Annotated in this window: 16 protein-coding genes and 1 tRNA gene; 5 read left to right on the top strand and 12 right to left on the bottom strand. The window is 36.5% G+C overall.

Translation table 11 applies throughout. The features are described from left to right. Positions 1-295: 295 nt before the first annotated feature. On the bottom strand, positions 296-727 hold the full coding sequence (locus ASE74_RS08500) for a VOC family protein (protein WP_055907137.1): 432 nt from the start codon (positions 725-727) through the stop codon (positions 296-298). 337 nt (positions 728-1,064) lie between these two features. Here ASE74_RS08500 and ASE74_RS08495 point away from each other — a divergent pair, with 337 nt between their 5' ends. Then, entirely contained in the window at positions 1,065-1,964 is a 900-nt protein-coding gene (locus tag ASE74_RS08495; protein WP_055907135.1) for a two-component regulator propeller domain-containing protein, read from the top strand. 10 nt (positions 1,965-1,974) lie between these two features. On the opposite strand, the gene ASE74_RS08490 is transcribed toward ASE74_RS08495, so the two are convergent. The 4 genes from ASE74_RS08490 to ASE74_RS08475 all read right to left on the bottom strand — a co-directional run bounded on the left by ASE74_RS08490 (position 1,975) and on the right by ASE74_RS08475 (position 4,709). Next, positions 1,975-2,643 carry a hypothetical protein gene (locus ASE74_RS08490; protein WP_055907132.1) on the bottom strand — a complete coding sequence of 223 codons (669 nt, stop codon included), beginning with the start codon at positions 2,641-2,643 and terminating at the stop codon, positions 1,975-1,977. Between the two features lie 68 nt (positions 2,644-2,711). Then, a complete protein-coding gene (locus ASE74_RS08485; RefSeq protein ID WP_055907129.1) occupies positions 2,712-3,299 on the bottom strand; it encodes a Crp/Fnr family transcriptional regulator in 588 nt (195 codons plus the stop codon). 435 nt (positions 3,300-3,734) lie between these two features. Next, positions 3,735-3,808 (bottom strand) — tRNA-Ile (locus tag ASE74_RS08480). A 202-nt stretch (positions 3,809-4,010) separates the two neighbouring features. Further along, complete coding sequence (locus ASE74_RS08475) at positions 4,011-4,709, bottom strand: hypothetical protein (RefSeq protein ID WP_055907127.1); 699 nt, start codon at positions 4,707-4,709, stop codon at positions 4,011-4,013. A 244-nt stretch (positions 4,710-4,953) separates the two neighbouring features. On the opposite strand from ASE74_RS08475, the gene ASE74_RS08470 reads away from it, so the two are divergent. Then, positions 4,954-7,047 (top strand): HRDC domain-containing protein, encoded by a 2,094-nt coding sequence (locus ASE74_RS08470; protein ID WP_055907125.1) that lies wholly within the window; start codon positions 4,954-4,956, stop codon positions 7,045-7,047. Between the two features lie 78 nt (positions 7,048-7,125). After that, positions 7,126-8,394 carry an Hsp70 family protein gene (locus ASE74_RS08465; RefSeq protein WP_055907121.1) on the top strand — a complete coding sequence of 423 codons (1,269 nt, stop codon included), beginning with the start codon at positions 7,126-7,128 and terminating at the stop codon, positions 8,392-8,394. Between the two features lie 859 nt (positions 8,395-9,253). Here ASE74_RS08465 and ASE74_RS08460 read toward each other — a convergent pair. The 7 genes from ASE74_RS08460 to ASE74_RS08430 form a co-directional block, all read right to left on the bottom strand. Further along, complete coding sequence (locus ASE74_RS08460) at positions 9,254-10,030, bottom strand: helix-turn-helix domain-containing protein (RefSeq protein ID WP_082458703.1); 777 nt, start codon at positions 10,028-10,030, stop codon at positions 9,254-9,256. A 449-nt stretch (positions 10,031-10,479) separates the two neighbouring features. Then, on the bottom strand, positions 10,480-10,677 hold the full coding sequence (locus tag ASE74_RS08455; RefSeq protein ID WP_055907110.1) for a cold-shock protein: 198 nt from the start codon (positions 10,675-10,677) through the stop codon (positions 10,480-10,482). 7 nt (positions 10,678-10,684) lie between these two features. Then, positions 10,685-10,870 (bottom strand): cold-shock protein, encoded by a 186-nt coding sequence (locus tag ASE74_RS08450; protein WP_055907107.1) that lies wholly within the window; start codon positions 10,868-10,870, stop codon positions 10,685-10,687. Between the two features lie 188 nt (positions 10,871-11,058). After that, on the bottom strand, positions 11,059-12,066 hold the full coding sequence (locus tag ASE74_RS08445) for an aldo/keto reductase (RefSeq protein ID WP_055907104.1): 1,008 nt from the start codon (positions 12,064-12,066) through the stop codon (positions 11,059-11,061). A 117-nt stretch (positions 12,067-12,183) separates the two neighbouring features. Further along, complete coding sequence (locus tag ASE74_RS08440) at positions 12,184-13,086, bottom strand: AraC family transcriptional regulator (RefSeq protein WP_200912282.1); 903 nt, start codon at positions 13,084-13,086, stop codon at positions 12,184-12,186. A 246-nt stretch (positions 13,087-13,332) separates the two neighbouring features. Continuing rightward, positions 13,333-13,515 (bottom strand): hypothetical protein, encoded by a 183-nt coding sequence (locus ASE74_RS08435; RefSeq protein WP_055907101.1) that lies wholly within the window; start codon positions 13,513-13,515, stop codon positions 13,333-13,335. Between the two features lie 84 nt (positions 13,516-13,599). Further along, complete coding sequence (locus tag ASE74_RS08430) at positions 13,600-13,824, bottom strand: cold shock domain-containing protein (protein WP_055907098.1); 225 nt, start codon at positions 13,822-13,824, stop codon at positions 13,600-13,602. Positions 13,825-14,037: 213 nt separating this feature from the next. Here ASE74_RS08430 and ASE74_RS08425 point away from each other — a divergent pair, with 213 nt between their 5' ends. Both ASE74_RS08425 and ASE74_RS08420 read left to right on the top strand, forming a co-directional pair. Beyond that, a complete protein-coding gene (locus ASE74_RS08425) occupies positions 14,038-14,220 on the top strand; it encodes a hypothetical protein (RefSeq protein ID WP_055907095.1) in 183 nt (60 codons plus the stop codon). Between the two features lie 99 nt (positions 14,221-14,319). Then, positions 14,320-15,738 carry a PQQ-dependent sugar dehydrogenase gene (locus ASE74_RS08420; RefSeq protein WP_082458702.1) on the top strand — a complete coding sequence of 473 codons (1,419 nt, stop codon included), beginning with the start codon at positions 14,320-14,322 and terminating at the stop codon, positions 15,736-15,738. Positions 15,739-15,799 lie beyond the last annotated feature (61 nt).

Here is a 15,799-nt window from a genome sequence, read left to right as displayed (position 1 = left end):
ACTTGCCTTTTTAGCTGAGGTTATCAAAGTATTATTCTGATCCTGCATCATTATAAAATTATGGTAAAGCAAATTTGACTGTAATTAGCCGAAAAAGATTAATAGCCTCTGAATTTAAAATTCGAGGCAATGCCTGTTACGCATAAAGGTTGCTAAGTAAGTTGCAAAAATGGTAGAAACGCATTCCTTAGCGTTTAAAATGCAAGAGTCAAAAAAATTAGTCTTATAACCTGGCAATTGTAGTAAGATTCCCGCATGCGTGAGAATAACGAGCATAGTAGAAAAAACGACAAAACTATACACCCTCCGGATCAAACTCTACAATCCATTCAATACCAAATTTATCCCTAAACATCCCCGCATAAGTACCCCATGGACTATCGCCAATCGGCCCTTCCACTTCCCCACCAACTGATAATCCATTAAATATCTTATCTGCTTCTTCCGTACTTTCGGCACTCACATATATTTTAGAACGGTTTTCATTTTCATTTACCGGCCCCATAAACCCGGGAACATCGTTCGCAATCAATACATTATTTTTACCAAGCGATAAGCCGATGTACATTATTTTATTTTCTTCTTCTTCCGCTACCTGAAAATCGGGACCTGATAAGTCTTTAAAACGGATCACTTTGGTAAACTCACCGCCAAAAACTGATTTATAAAAAGTAAATGCTTCTTCGGTATTGCCATTAAAGTTGATCCAGGGATTAATTGCTCTCATAATTGCTTATTTTATTTCGTGTAGTTTCTAAACTAAAATAATGATTGACAATTAGATTTTATAAAAATAATGCCTAACATTTTAATGATGGCCAAAATTAATTTGTGGAATAATATTATTTGTCAAAGAATCAAAACGCTAAAATGTTTAATATAAATAAACTTTTAATTAAAATGTTTAGCTTAAATAAACAATATATTGTAATTTCATCATGGCTTTTTATAATGACTAAAATTACATGATGCTATTTATTGCCTTCCTTTTAATTCTATTAAACAAACCATATAGAACGTTAATACCTAACTCTATTATTAATAACGCTTAATTACGCGCTAATATGTTTCGGAAACTGCATATCATCCTAAGTGCTGTACTTTTCTTAATAGTTATTCCAAATTTATTTCTACATGCGCAAATTCCTGCCGTTAAGTTTATTGATGTTAATAGTGGCATACCCAATAATGATGTAACGACTATTTATCAGGATAATCGTGGATTAATGTGGATTGGTACTTATGATGGTTTAACCCGATATGATGGATATCATTTTATTGTATATCGAAATAACCTTTCGAATCCTAATTCATTGATAAATAACCGCATTAACTGTATAACACAAGATCACCTTAACCAAATATGGATTGGAACACGCAATGGGATTAGTCGATTTAACTATTCCATTAACCAATTTTCTAATGTCAATTTCAAAAGTGTTTCCGGCAAGGGCATTCGCCAGTTAAAAGGGAATATAAACGCCATAAAAGAAGATGCTTTACACCATGTGTTCATCGCATCAGAAGTAGAAGGATTATTGACCTATAATTTTGTTTCGAATAAAGCAGAACAGATTCCACTCTATAAGCATAACAATTTAATTAGTTTTAGTTACGCTGCATCAGCCATCACCTTAAACAACCAAAATGAATTATGGACCATGGTTAAAAATGTTGGCCTGTGTAAATACAACAGCAAAAACAACAGGCTGGAAGTAAGCAATACGCTGATAACTGAAGCCAGTACAATTGTGGCAGATCACTTGGGCAATATTTGGATAGCGACAGACATGGGGCTGCATCAATATTCACTAACCAGGCAATTGATGTTGCCCGTTATGCTTGCACAAAAGAAAATTAATCACATTAGTCTAGACAGTCAGAATATGCTCTGGATCGCATCTGATGGTAACGGAATTTTCACGATATCACCCGGAGAATCAATACCGCGAAAATATGTTTAATAATATAACACTAGGCCGTCGCCTTTTCTAATCTGTTTAGTTTAAACAAACGATAAATGGCATAAATCCCAGGTATCATAGGCAATATTGCTGTCCACATACCTGGAAAATAGTAATTTCCTGTAGCGCCAAGGTAATAATTACGCATATTGACAATTAGATTTCCATGGATAGGAGCAGTAAGCGGATCCAATGTTGTTGCGTCCAGTTGTGGCTTGATGAGCGGAAAGATAAAATGTGAAAACTCCGCTACCCCTGGGCCTATAAAAATAAACCAGGCAACAAAACCAGCAATGGGAACTTTGTAATAAAGACCGAGTGCCGTAAGCGTGTAAATTGTAGGGCCAACCAGAGCAAATACCATCAGGAAACTTTTTTCACTCCATGGAATGCCAAAGAGCCTGCTCATTGCAGGAGCAAAACCCGTAAGGTATTCTTCTATAATATGGATCTGAAGACCTGCAACAGTAAGTAGAAAAAGCGGTAAAATAATTTTTGGGTCTACCGGTTTTTTAAGATAAGTGATATACCAGCAAATCAGACCGATTAATGCAGATCCACCCACGATAATAACGGGAGGCAATCCGATAGCTAAATAACCCATTACCGGTACAACAAGGGTAAATACAAGTGCAATGACGAGGCTCAGCTTTTGCGGGATAGAGAATTTTGTTTTCATAACATTTTAAATTAGTATATCAAAATTAGCCTATCTATGTCATCGAAAATTTATCAAAAGATAAAAAACTATAGTCCAGCCCTGATCCTGCTTAAAGAAACCTGAGTAATACCGAGATAACTGGCCAGGTCGCCGAGACTGATCCGTTGTAGGAGTTCCGGGTTCTCCTTTAAAAAGTTTTCGTAACGCGCAGAAGCCTGCTCTTCCAATATTTCACCAATCCTCGACATCATGTTAACAGAAGCCATGGAAACCAGTTTTCTAAAAAAAGTTTCCATCGCGTGAAAACGCGTGCAAAGCTTATCCATTTCTGTTCGTAAGATACGCGTAATCACCGTATCTTCCAAAGCCACAACTTCGTAGGTAGATGGTTTCTGCGAGAGGTAACTATCCAGAACGGTAAACATCTCCCCTTCGGCAAAGAAACGCATAATAAAAGTACGGTCACTACTTTCAAAGCCCGTTTTAACCAGTCCGCTGTTGATATAATATAGGTACCTACAGGTGGCTCCCTGAACTAATATAGCTTCTCCTTTTTTACAATAAAGGGTTTCTAATTGCCGGGAAAGCATTGCGGCTACATCTTCTTCCAATGCACCGAGATTGTTCACAAAGCCAATAAAATCCTGGCCGGATTGATACTTTTCTATCTCCATATTAACGATTTAGCCTGCAAGGCATCTTTTTGCGTCCGGTATAAATCTATGAGATAAATTTCAGATAATCTGGTCTTAATGTTTTGGGATCAAATTTTAAGTTCCGCTAAAGATGTAGGCTGGTTTTTTATTGTGCCATACCCTAATTTTCACATTCCATGTTCCGTCAGCCTTTTGATCTTTCTTGATTACGGTTGCAGAGATTGTTGCCATAATTAAAACACTAATTTAATCAAACTATTTTTTCCTAAGTTTTGGATGAATTTGCATCAAAATTCCTAAGTTTTTCCTAAGTTTTCTAAACTAAATTAATCAAAAAAAGCTGTTGAACCTAACCCTCCAAAATGAGACAAGGCAATACGGATTAGCCTAAAATCGGCCTTTAAAGGCACAAAAAAGCCCTTCAGGCTATCCTGAAGGGCGACTTTTTGTAAGTGGGCCCACCTGGGCTCGAACCAGGGACCAAAAGATTATGAGTCTTCTACTCTAACCAGCTGAGCTATAGGCCCGGAAAAAAGGAATTCCTTTTTTGCGAGTGCAATGTTACAAAATTGAATTGAATTTATGAAAATGTTTTTTGCAATTTTTAATAGAAAAACAAATATAAACTCATTTTCAAGCCGTTAATCTTTATTTGTCTTATAATGTTGGATTATTTTCTGCCTATATCATCATGCAAAGCCCATTTTTAAAATAATATAAGCAGTTGCTTTAACAGATTAAAAGCAATCTAAGCAACCCATCATCTTCAGTGGGCGCACGGTGAACGCATGGTAAAACCTTTTTTTCAGGATGATCTACCGCTAATCTCCACAAATGGCCTAATCCCAAATTTATGGGCATAGCACCGGCTTTAACCTCATAATGCAGATCGAAGTAATACTCCTTTAAAAAGTTTTCAAATTCTGCGTCCGTACCACTATGTAATGCTTTAAGCTTTTGCCTGATTTCTGGAATCATAATTTTTTGCTCAGCCTCATCATTAGCTAAAATCTCACTCGGGGCACCATGGTAGGTACATAAAAAAGTATCTGTCCCGATTGGCGAACGGTCTACATGGAAAGAATATACATCTGTTGATATAAAATCAAATTCATCATCACGCTCATAACTTTTAAGCAGATTGAGTGAAGGCGATGCACCGAAACCGGCCAATAATTGATAGTCACTTAAAATAATTGCTCTTGCTATACTGCCTTCTTTAGAGAGTTCAAGCGCATTAAGTGCTTCCATTGATACTTCTGTCAGGTTCTCTTTCAGTTCGAGTTTAGACACAATTTCGCCAAAATCACCTGCCAGGTTTCTAAACCAGCAAATTGCATTTACGTTTTCATAAAAGTCTGTTTCCACAAGCTCAGTAAAAGTAGAAACCACTTTAACCTGCTTGTTATCAGCAAATCCATTATTCATACTTTAAAAACTCTTTAATCATCTTATGCTGATTGTTAGTTCAATATCCAATCTCCACCAGAGCAAACAGTACAATAAGTTCCATTTGTCGAATGCCTTCAAACATAACCATATTTACATTAAAATATCAACGGTTTTTATAGGTTCAGCAGGTTATGGATCTTAATTTCAATTGCAATTGTGGATAAAACAGGACATAATCTGTATCCAAATAAATTTCGAATAGGTTATTTTTGTGCTAGATATGAATTTCCCCGATCCGGACAACCAACTCCTTTTAGATTTTTTAGCCACCACCAACCAACCTGTTTTTTTAACTGGTAAAGCGGGAACAGGTAAAACCACACTTTTGCGGAAAATTAGAGATACCACCAAAAAGAATTTTGCTGTTGTGGCTCCCACTGCCGTTGCTGCAATTAATGCGGGTGGAGTTACCCTGCATTCTTTTTTTCAGATTCCTTTTGGTCCGTTGGTTCCCGTTGTTGATGAAAACGCAGAAACTAATTTTAAATATTCTGACGAAAAAACCAGGCTGTTGCGTTGCCTTGATCTTTTGATAATCGATGAAATCAGTATGGTGAGGGTGGATATTATTGATTTTATTGATCGTACCTTAAAACGCGTAAAAGGTTCTAACCGTCCATTTGGTGGTGTTCAGGTGTTAATGATTGGTGATCTTTATCAGCTCTCCCCTATCTTTCATGATGCATGGCACATTTTAGGCGCATATTATGCCAGTCCGTACTTTTTCGACAGTTTAATTTTTCGCTCCACACCAATGCTCACTTTTGCATTGGATAAGGTTTACCGCCAATCGGATCCTGTATTTCTGGATATCCTGAACGGCATGAGAGAAAATAACCTGGATAACAGCCTGCTTGAAAAACTGAATGAGCGTTATGATCCGTCATTGGATCAGGAATGGAAAGACGATTACATTACGCTTACAACGCACAACCAATTGGTTAACGAAATTAACCAGGGCTGTTTAGAAAAATTACCCGGAGAAATTTTCGAATTCAATGCAGCAGTAAGTGGCGATTTCCCGAAAGATGCCTATCCTACCGATGAAAAACTACAGTTAAAACTTGGTGCCCAGGTAATCTTCATTAAAAATGATTCTTCGGGTAAAAAGCAATTTTATAACGGTAAAGCTGCAAAAATTACCGCAATTGATAAAGATTTGATCAAGGTAAGTTTTACCAGCGATGGCAGGGAAATTGAAGTAGAAAAAGAAATTTGGCAGAATGTAAAATATAGCCTTAGCGACGAAGAAAATAAAATCGACGAAACCAGTACCGGCTCATTTGCTCAATACCCATTTAAATTGGCATGGGCCATTACCGTACATAAAAGCCAGGGATTGACTTTTGATCAGGCAATAGTGGATGTGAGCACCGCTTTTACCCACGGGCAAGCCTATGTGGCACTCAGCCGTTGCAGAAGTTTAGAAGGCTTGATTTTAAAATCGCCGGTAGTTGCCGGAAACATCATCACTGATGCCAAGGTAATCGGTTTCACCCAAGCTAGCCACCAGGCTAAACCTACGCCCGAACTATTGGAACGTTATAGCCAGCAATATGCCTGGGGCCTTATCCACGAATTACTCGATTTTTCACTTATAGCCAAAGATTGGGAAAAACTCGGGCGATCTAAACTCATCGATAAAGATGAAAAAAATGCCTTTTTATCCATTTATGAGCAGGGAAATCAAATTCTTCAGCATGAAATTTTCAAAGTGGCCAGAAACTTTATAACCAAAGAATTTTCAAAAATAAGTACACACGAAAATCCAGCAACCGAAACTGCTTTCATGGAACGTTTGCAGAAGGCCTCAGATTATTTCGTACCTAAACTGGAACAGGTAATGACGCTCATGGCACGGATAGTGGCCATTAATTTTTACAATGATACGCATTCCGATAAGCTGCTTACCACCTTAAACGACTGTAAAGATGCCCTTCAGGTTAAATTAGCTTTATTCAAAATTTCATGGAATCCTTTTTCCATTAAAGATTACATCAGCACCTTACATGCCGCCAGCAATAAGCAACCTGTTAAAAAACCTGTCAAATCGAGCATTAAACCCAAAGAAATTTCCAATCCACAAGTTTATAAAAACCTGGTCGAATGGCGTAAAACCATAGCCACGGAGCGCGGAACGCAAGATTATGCAGTATTATCCGATTTGGCATTACTATCTATCGCCGAACGAATGCCCAGAACAACCGATCAGCTTGCCGCACTTAAAAGTGTAGGCATTGGCAACGCAAAAGAACTTGGCCAACAGATTACCCGCATCGTAAATGCCCATTTGGGTACAAGTGAATTATTTTAGAAAAATTAGTTCAATAAAGCTTTTTTTAATACTTTCGCAACCCCATTTTATTCGCCACAAGCCAAACACATCAAGCCCATGAGTAAGTTTTTATACGGAATCGATTTTGGAACAACCAACTCGGCTCTTTCCATCTATGACGAAGAAAAAAAGGAAATTATAGATACGATTTCGATTCCTTCCTTAATCTATTTTACGGAAGTAAAAAGCATGATTGATGGCGAAAACCACATTGTAGGCGAAAAAGCAATAGATGCTTATTTGAATGATGGCATGAAAGGCAGGTTTATTAAATCCATTAAACAGATTCTTTCTAGAACAACATTTACCGAAACCCGTATTCACAACAAAAGGTACACAGCCTCCGATCTGGTTACGCTGATCCTTAAAGATTTGAAAGAAAAAGCCGACTTAATTACCGGCGAAGATTGCCAAAAAGCCATTATTGGTCGCCCGGTTTTCTTTGATGACGACAGCACCCAAAAAGATACCCTTGCCCAAACACGTTTAAAAAAAGCAGCAGAAAGTGCTGGTTTTACAGAAGTTCGCTTTCAGTTTGAGCCCATTGGGGCCGCATTTGCCTACGAGAAAACAATTAAAAAGAAAGAACGTGTACTGGTAGCCGACTTAGGTGGTGGTACAACAGATTTTACTTACCTGATTTTAGATCCGGATAAAGTAGGTAGCAAAGATAGAAAAAACGATATGATTGCCTCAGGAGGCATTTATATTGGCGGCGATAGTTTGGATTCTGCCTTTATGTGGGACAAAGGAACGCCATATTTTGGCAAAAACACCATGTATGAAGCCACCCGTGGTAAAGTTCTAAACGTACCGAAATCACTATTCGCCAATATCTGTACCTGGGATAAAATGAACTTCTTTAATGGTTTAAAAATCCAGAAAGAGATCGAAGAATACTATTATTACTCAGGAAACGATCCGAAGTTCAAAAACCTAATCACCCTGATTGAAAATAATCTCGGTTATTCTTTATTCAGATCAATCGAGAGAACAAAAATTGAACTTTCCGACCAACAACTTTCTACATTTGCCTATAGCAATATGGAAATTGAGATTGACGAAAATATTTCGCTCGATCAGTACAATTCAATTATCGAAAAAGACATCAACAAAATCGATGCTTACCTCGATCAGTTTTTGGAAACCTATAAAATAAATCCACAAGATATCGACTGTTTGTTTTTAACCGGAGGAACATCGATGGTTTCTGCAGTACAAAATCTGTTTAAGCGCAAATTTCCACACATACCGTTAAATTCTGGTGATAACTTTAAAAGTGTAGCCAAAGGATTGGCATATAGTGGCTATTTATTTGAAGAATAAAGGGTAACAATCAACATTGTCAGGCTAAGTTTTTTTTAACCACAGATAGACACAGATAAACACGGATTTCTAAAACAATTATGTGTTAAGTTATCAGTTGGTACCTGACTTACTGGAACTTAGTTGTTGTACAAATGAAATTATTTCCTATCCCTGGTCTGTGTCCTCACAGACCAGACTCCATATGTTGGTGTCTCACCGACCGAAATTTGATTAACATATAAAATAAATTATTTCCTATTCCCTGGTCTGTGTCCTCACAGACCAGAATTTACTATTAGTTAGTGTCTCACCGACCGAAGTTTGATTAACATATCAAATCATTTCCAATACCCTGGTCTGTGTCCTCACAGACCAGACTCTATTATAGGTTGGTGTCTCACCAACCGAAGTTTGATTAACATATCAAATCATTTCCTATTCCCTGGTATGTGTCCTCACAGACCAGACTCTATTTTTAACCATAAATTCACACAGATGAGCACGGATTCCTTATCTGTGTTGATCCTTTTTATCTGTGGTTAAAATAATTTCAATGTGTAAGCAATGCAATCTACCCAGCATCTACCAAACTGAATTTCCCCAAAAACAAAAGCATAGAAACACCTCAAATACAGCACTGTAAATAGCAAAATACAGCATCGTAATAATATTAGGAATAATTTTCTTCTTTAAGCGAAGATTTTATAATTTAGCGGATGTAAAATTGGTGCGGCTGATCATTGGATACAGTAAACAAGGCCTTACGCGTTAGGCGCAATAGCAATTGATGTTGTGAGGTTCGGAAACCTGTTTTCTAGAAGAGATGAAATCAAACTGATGGCCATTTCTTTGCCAGACGCACCAATTTTCATTTTCGCTAAACCAATTTACTAAACTGCAGTGCAGAAATTCCCTTGTGGCGTTTAAAGCTCGTCATAAATTTAGTGGTTTGTTCAAAGCCCAGCATATCAGCTATTTCATCAACACTAAATTCACTTTGGATCAATAATTCCTCTGCCTCCCTCATAATTCTATCTTTAATTAGTACGGTTAAGCTTTTTCCCAATACCCGGTCTAAAAATTTATTCAGTTTTCCGGTGCTCATACCCATACCTTCTGCATAAAAAAGAATAGACCTTTCTGTTCTGAAATATTGTTCCAAAATAGCCCTGAAACGTAATACCTGTTGCAATTCATCTAAAGTTAACGCGGCAAGATATCCGTCTAAACCAGCAGTAAATCCTAAAAATAAAGATAAATATTGCGCCATAAAACGAATGTCTTTTTTAGCATTGATTTCCCTTTTTAACTGATCAAGTAAGGAGTAAGTTTTTGAAGACTCCGGATGTGTTAAATCACGATAAGATAAATTGATAAAAAGGTTTTTTGCAAGTGGATCTAAATGTTGCAGTAAAAACTCTGCATATAACAAACTACTAAAGTTTAGCCAATAACCTGAGGTAATTTTTCCTTCAAGCCTAACAAGTCCTTCTTCAGGAATAAAAAAAATTCTTTGCGGCATTAAATCATAATCGCCAGAATTCATACACAAAGAACCACTCGCCTCTTTAACGATCAGCATACGCATCGGATATATCGCTTGTAACGCACGCTCTCTATTAAAAACCCCGCTAATTGGCTCTAACTGTATCATAATAAACTTAAAGGATAAACATTAGTAAGACAGAAATAGTTCAACCAGGTTACAGCTTGTTAATCTTATTACAGGTTTACATTATTTTGTCAGGGCACAAATATCGCAAAAAAGTGCTCTAAAACACCATAAAGCCTAATTTATTAGACAAATATTAATCATTTTTGACGAAAATTAAAATATTTGTAGGTGGAAAAACCCGCTATTAGACAAAATTTAAATATATAAATGCATTCAAAAAATATCTTTAAGACAGTTTTTGGAGAAAACAGATTTACAAATAGTGCAATTTCTTAAGAGGCGGAGAGCCTTTTAAATATGTTTGGAAAAAATCAAGAATAGCACGATCTACATTAATCCTTTTTTAAGATCATGTAATCAGTACCAATTAAATTAACATCAAAGTTTTTAGATAAGATGTTATGATTGAGAAAAATAAGAAAAGCTTACTAAGCTGATAAAACGATTACTTTAACAGCCTCAACCCCTTTTTGGGTAAATTCGATATCGAACTGAACAATGTTATTCGGTTTGATCTCACCAATTACACCGTGTGCAAAAACATCAACCTCTTTACCTCCGTTTGAAGGGGTAATGCCGCCAAAACCTTCTTCGTTATTATAAAATTTTACTGTACCTAACCTCATATTTCCATTAAATGAGTTTTACATTAACAGCATTAGGTCCTTTTTTGCCTTGAGCAATATCGAATTCTACGCGATCGTTCTGACTTATTTTGTCTATTAAACCGGTAATATGAACAAAAACTTCATCCCCGTTTTCAGTAATAACGAACCCAAAACCCTTAGATTCATTATAAAATTTCACTGTTCCCTGCATTTGATTTAGATTTTAAAACATAAACATACGAAAACATAAAAAGGTTTATCAATTAAATAGATTTCGGGGTAAAAACTATAGATTAAAGAATAATTAATTATGATTTAAACACAAACCAGTTAAAAAAAACGCCATAAACAAGGAAGTCATGGGCTAGGCCCCGACTTCCTTATTTAATAACTGATACACTAAGCATTAACGAATTGCATTTGTGAAGCATCATAACGCCCGCCAGCTGTAATGCCCACCGGAACAATTGATGCCAGCCTTTCTTTTTCGTAAGTACTCAATTTAATTTGAGATGCTGCAGCATTTTCTTCGATATATTTAATCCGTTTTGTACCTGGAATAGCTATAATACCCTGATTAATTACCCATGCAAGTGCGAGTTGAGATGGCGTAATCCCTTTTTCGGCAGCCATCGATTGAATTTCTTTCAGTAATTCCAGGTTCTTATAAAAATTTTCTCCCTGAAAACGTGGAATACTCCTACGGAAATCATCCGCAGCAAAATCATCCGGGCTTTTAATATCTCCAGAAATAAATCCCCTTCCCAGTGGAGAATAAGCAACAAAACCAATTCCAAGCTCATTCAAGATATCCAATACGCCACTGGTTTCTGCCTCCCGCTCAAAAAGTGAATATTCACTCTGTACAGCGGTAATGGGGTGTATTTTATTCGCACGTTTAATGGTATCAGCAGAAACTTCAGATAAACCAATGTATTTTACCTTGCCTGCTTTAACAAGTTCGGCCATTGCGCCCACTGTTTCTTCTATCGGCGTATTAGGATCAACCCGGTGCAGATAATATAAATCGATATAATCGGTACCCAGATTTTTGAGCGAGCGTTCCACCGCTTTATTTACATATGCTGGCGTACCGTTAAAGCCCCAGGTTAATTGCTCCTGATCATCAATTTCGTATCCAAATTTAGTGGCAATGGTATATTTATCGCGGTTACCTTTAATTGCCTTAGCCAACAAACGCTCATTTAACAAAGGTCCGTAAAGATCGGCAGTATCTATAAAATTGATACCAAGTTCGAGTGCTCTATGTACAGTGGCGATCGATTCTTGTTCATCTGCCTTGCCGTAAATATCTCCACCTGCAATTGTAGTCATGCCCATGCAGCCCAAACCCTGATCGGGCACCTGCAACCCTTGGCTGCCTAAGTTTATTTTTTTAATTTCCATCGTTTAAATTCTTAATTTTTGATAAACAAAGGTATAGCTGCAGCAAGCTTTGCCGATTAAACAAATCAAAGTGTTTATTAAAGAAATCAACTGAAAAAAATAATGGAATTGGAACTGTTAAGCAGGCAAAATGCTGTTTCTAATTTTCATCGGTGTATAGCCGGTATGCTTTTTGAAAAAATTATTAAAGTATGATGCGTATTCGAAACCCAGACTAAATGCTATTTCAGCAACACTCCAATTGGTTTGTGCCAGTAGCGATTTGGCTTCTGCAACAATAGCTTCATTAATAATAGAAGTTGTGGTTTTACCCGTTATTTCCTGTATTGCTGCATTTAAGTGATTTACATGTACCGCTAACCTATCGGCATAATCACCTGCTTTTTTGAGTTTCAGTGGTGCTTGAGGAGAATCAACAGGAAATTGTTTTTCTAAAAGAGTAAGAAAAAGATTGGTAATTCTTGATGCAGCATTGGTAGGATTAAAATAAGCCAAGGCAGGCTGCATTTTTACGGCTTCATGGATAATTACATTCACAAAATTACGGATCAGATCATATTTATAAATATAATCACTGTCCATTTCTGTTTGCATCCTGATAAAAATGTTTTTCAAATACGTCACCTGTTCATCTTCTAACAGATAAACCGGGTTTCCATCTGCTTTAAACAAAGTAGAATCCTGTAAGCTTTCCATACGGCTGCCCGAATGGAGAAAATCTTCGCTGAACACACAAAAATATCCATCGTACACCGTTTCTTCATCCTTTGCATCCCATGAATATGGAATTAATGGGTTGGTGAAAACAAGTGCCGGCTTGTTAATTTCAATATCGCGGTTTGCATATAATAAAGTACTGCACCCCTTTGTAATTAGCGAGATTTTGTAAAAATCCCTCCTATTATAAGCGTTCAGCTTACATTTATCATCATTCATTCCCGCAACCCTAAATTGTATAGGATCGATGTGAATACCTGTAAATGAATTTGCTTTTTTGTCGGATATTGAATTTTGATACATGTTCAAAATTAAACAATTCAAAGCGAAAAATAACGCAATAAAATGTCTACAGAAGATGAACTAGCTCTTTTTACCGCTGAAAATCACAAAGAAAACACTAAAACCACCTAAAAGGAAAATTATTCCAAGTATCATATTTATTTTATCGCCCATGCTGTAATGTACAAACAAAATTTGTAATGACAATAGACTGACATAAAATAATTTAAAAAAAATTTCGATAGGCTTAAGTGAATTTTTCTATTTCTAAATCTTTTTCACCTTAATTCCTACAAGTCCGGTTTGAGAAGATATGCGTTGATAAACAACCTTATCGTTTATATTAAGTGATTTCGTTTTACGGATTAAAACTTTTTCTTTAAGCTCATCATCCTCTACAAAACAGATCGGCTGATCTTTATGTAATGATACTATTGTTCCCTTTGCCATAATGAAGCAATTATTTAATAACTGAATTAAATAGCTTAACGGGACTCTCCTGATTAGGAGATAAGCAAATTTTATAATCGAATGTTATACTAATTTTTTGGATTTAAGTTTTAGTGAAGATACACCAAAAATATTTTTAGCCACTACCCCGTTTTTATTAATTACGGTATCAAATTCAACAGTGCTGCCAATATATAAACCTTTTGCTTTACAATCTACAATATCAAAATATATGCTTTCCTGAACCAAATATTGTGAGATTAAACCAAATCCTCTTTGTTTGTTGTAAGCTGTAATTACGCCAATCATAAAAATTATTTTAGAAAGTTAGTCTAACATAAAACTAACACAACCAAAGCGATCCCAAAAACACAGTAGACATTGCTGCTCAATAAATAGATTACATGTCCTTTTATGTTGATAAATTACCGATTTGCTATACAACCTATATATATTTTAGGCGACAAAATAAAACATAGTACTGCTACATGATGTTATTAATTGTACACTAACCATCTTAATATGAAAAAGCTAACCAAAAACAGTTCGGAAGAAGATTTAGAAAACGTAAAAGCCGGAGATACCATTAAAGATGATACAGGAAAACAAGGAGAAGTTGCAGCGGTAGAAATTTTGAACCGAAAATCTGAAAAACAATATTATTACAAGCTTAAAAACGACGGTACCATCCTCGTTATCAAATAGATTTTCTTTTAATTAGATAACTCACATCAACCTATTTCTTATTAATATTAAATCCTATATTTAGGTGAGTAAAACGATTTATAAGATCTATTTCAGCTAATGAGAACAAAACATTTTATTTTCCTGTCTTTTATGACGGCCTTTGCTTTCGTGAGCAGCTTTACTTATAAATCTACCTTAATTGAGGATGATGTGTTTTTTAAAGTAGACACTTTAGCCAAAAACCTTACCGTTCCTTGGCAGATTACTTTTTTACCCGATCGGACCATGCTTTTTACCGAAAGGCCAGGTGCAGTTCGTCTTTATCGCAATGGAAAACTGCTCGATAAGCCAATCCTTCAGGTTAATGATATCAAAGCAGAAACCAAAACCGGTCTTCTCGGAATGGTGATTCATCCTGCTTTTACAAGAAATCATTTCATTTACATTGCACATAATTATGGAGAAAACAATCGTTTATGGCTCCGGGTGGTTCGTTATGAGTTTAGAAATGATACACTTATCCATCCAAAAACACTCATTGAAAAGATTCCCGCAGCAAGAAACCACACAGGCTGCAGGTTGGTTTTCGGACCAGACCAAAAGCTCTACATTTCTACCGGCGATGCAGACCAACCAGTTTTAGTACAAGACATGAAAACGTATAATGGTAAAATTTTAAGGATAAATGATGATGGGAGCATCCCTCCCGACAATCCTTTTGTTAAAAATGATACCGCACGGAAAGAAATCTGGTCGTATGGACATCGAAATCCACAAGGACTTACTTTCCAACCCAACACCAAACAATTTTTCGCAACAGAACATGGGCCAACCGGTGGCGATGAGGTAAATATTATTGAAAAAGGCGGTAATTATGGCTGGCCTGTTATCCACCACCAAGAAATTAAATCGGGTATGGTTACGCCATTTCTGGAATATACACCATCTATTGGTCCGGCAGAAGCCAATTTTTACACCGGAAAGGCTTTTCCACAATTGAGCAATAACCTTTTGGTTGCATGTTTAAGAGGTGAATCGATTTTAAGAATCGGAATGGATAAAGGCAAAATAGTTAAACAAGAAGTATTATTGAAAAAACAATATGGCAGAATCAGATCTTTGGTGGTTGGCCCCGATGGATACCTATACATTTCTACATCAAACTTTGATTTGCCCGAAAGCAAAGGTGAAAGACCTTATGATATGATCCTCAGACTAAGGCCTTCGAGTACCAAAAACGGTCAGTTGGCTCAGAATATTTCTTCAAATAATAAAAATACTAGCCCCGCGGCTACAACGGCCAATCTTTTTAAACAGCTTTGTGCTTCATGCCATGGCGATAAGCTACAGGGCACAGCAACTGTTTACAGTCTGATCGGGCAAAAATTTAAACATGGAGCCGATAAGCAAGCCATTATAAACACTATCAATAATGGAATTATAGAAAAAGGAATGCCAGCGTGGAATGGTGCCATTAGCAAAAAAGACATAGATGCCCTGGCCGATTTTATTTTGAAAACATCAAAAACTGATTAGTGATTAGCGAATTTAAATCAATCTTTCGCATAAATTTTGATACAATACCGCTCGATAAAAA

Origin of the sequence: Pedobacter sp. Leaf216 (assembly GCF_001421515.1) — a bacterium.
Taxonomy (GTDB): domain Bacteria; phylum Bacteroidota; class Bacteroidia; order Sphingobacteriales; family Sphingobacteriaceae; genus Pedobacter.
Note: the sequence above shows the minus strand (reverse complement) of the source record. Positions and strands in the feature narration are given on the sequence as shown.

Excerpts from the sequence above, each read along its gene's own strand:
- ASE74_RS08500 (WP_055907137.1), bottom strand. The coding sequence starts at position 727 with ATGAGAGCAATTAATCCCTGGATCAACTTTAATGGCAATACCGAAGAA.
- ASE74_RS08495 (WP_055907135.1), top strand. The coding sequence starts at position 1,065 with ATGTTTCGGAAACTGCATATCATCCTAAGTGCTGTACTTTTCTTAATA.
- ASE74_RS08490 (WP_055907132.1), bottom strand. The coding sequence starts at position 2,643 with ATGAAAACAAAATTCTCTATCCCGCAAAAGCTGAGCCTCGTCATTGCA.
- ASE74_RS08485 (WP_055907129.1), bottom strand. The coding sequence starts at position 3,299 with ATGGAGATAGAAAAGTATCAATCCGGCCAGGATTTTATTGGCTTTGTG.
- ASE74_RS08475 (WP_055907127.1), bottom strand. The coding sequence starts at position 4,709 with ATGAATAATGGATTTGCTGATAACAAGCAGGTTAAAGTGGTTTCTACT.
- ASE74_RS08470 (WP_055907125.1), top strand. The coding sequence starts at position 4,954 with ATGAATTTCCCCGATCCGGACAACCAACTCCTTTTAGATTTTTTAGCC.
- ASE74_RS08465 (WP_055907121.1), top strand. The coding sequence starts at position 7,126 with ATGAGTAAGTTTTTATACGGAATCGATTTTGGAACAACCAACTCGGCT.
- ASE74_RS08460 (WP_082458703.1), bottom strand. The coding sequence starts at position 10,030 with ATGATACAGTTAGAGCCAATTAGCGGGGTTTTTAATAGAGAGCGTGCG.
- ASE74_RS08455 (WP_055907110.1), bottom strand. The coding sequence starts at position 10,677 with ATGAGGTTAGGTACAGTAAAATTTTATAATAACGAAGAAGGTTTTGGC.
- ASE74_RS08450 (WP_055907107.1), bottom strand. The coding sequence starts at position 10,870 with ATGCAGGGAACAGTGAAATTTTATAATGAATCTAAGGGTTTTGGGTTC.
- ASE74_RS08445 (WP_055907104.1), bottom strand. The coding sequence starts at position 12,066 with ATGGAAATTAAAAAAATAAACTTAGGCAGCCAAGGGTTGCAGGTGCCC.
- ASE74_RS08440 (WP_200912282.1), bottom strand. The coding sequence starts at position 13,086 with ATGTATCAAAATTCAATATCCGACAAAAAAGCAAATTCATTTACAGGT.
- ASE74_RS08435 (WP_055907101.1), bottom strand. The coding sequence starts at position 13,515 with ATGGCAAAGGGAACAATAGTATCATTACATAAAGATCAGCCGATCTGT.
- ASE74_RS08430 (WP_055907098.1), bottom strand. The coding sequence starts at position 13,824 with ATGATTGGCGTAATTACAGCTTACAACAAACAAAGAGGATTTGGTTTA.
- ASE74_RS08425 (WP_055907095.1), top strand. The coding sequence starts at position 14,038 with ATGAAAAAGCTAACCAAAAACAGTTCGGAAGAAGATTTAGAAAACGTA.
- ASE74_RS08420 (WP_082458702.1), top strand. The coding sequence starts at position 14,320 with ATGAGAACAAAACATTTTATTTTCCTGTCTTTTATGACGGCCTTTGCT.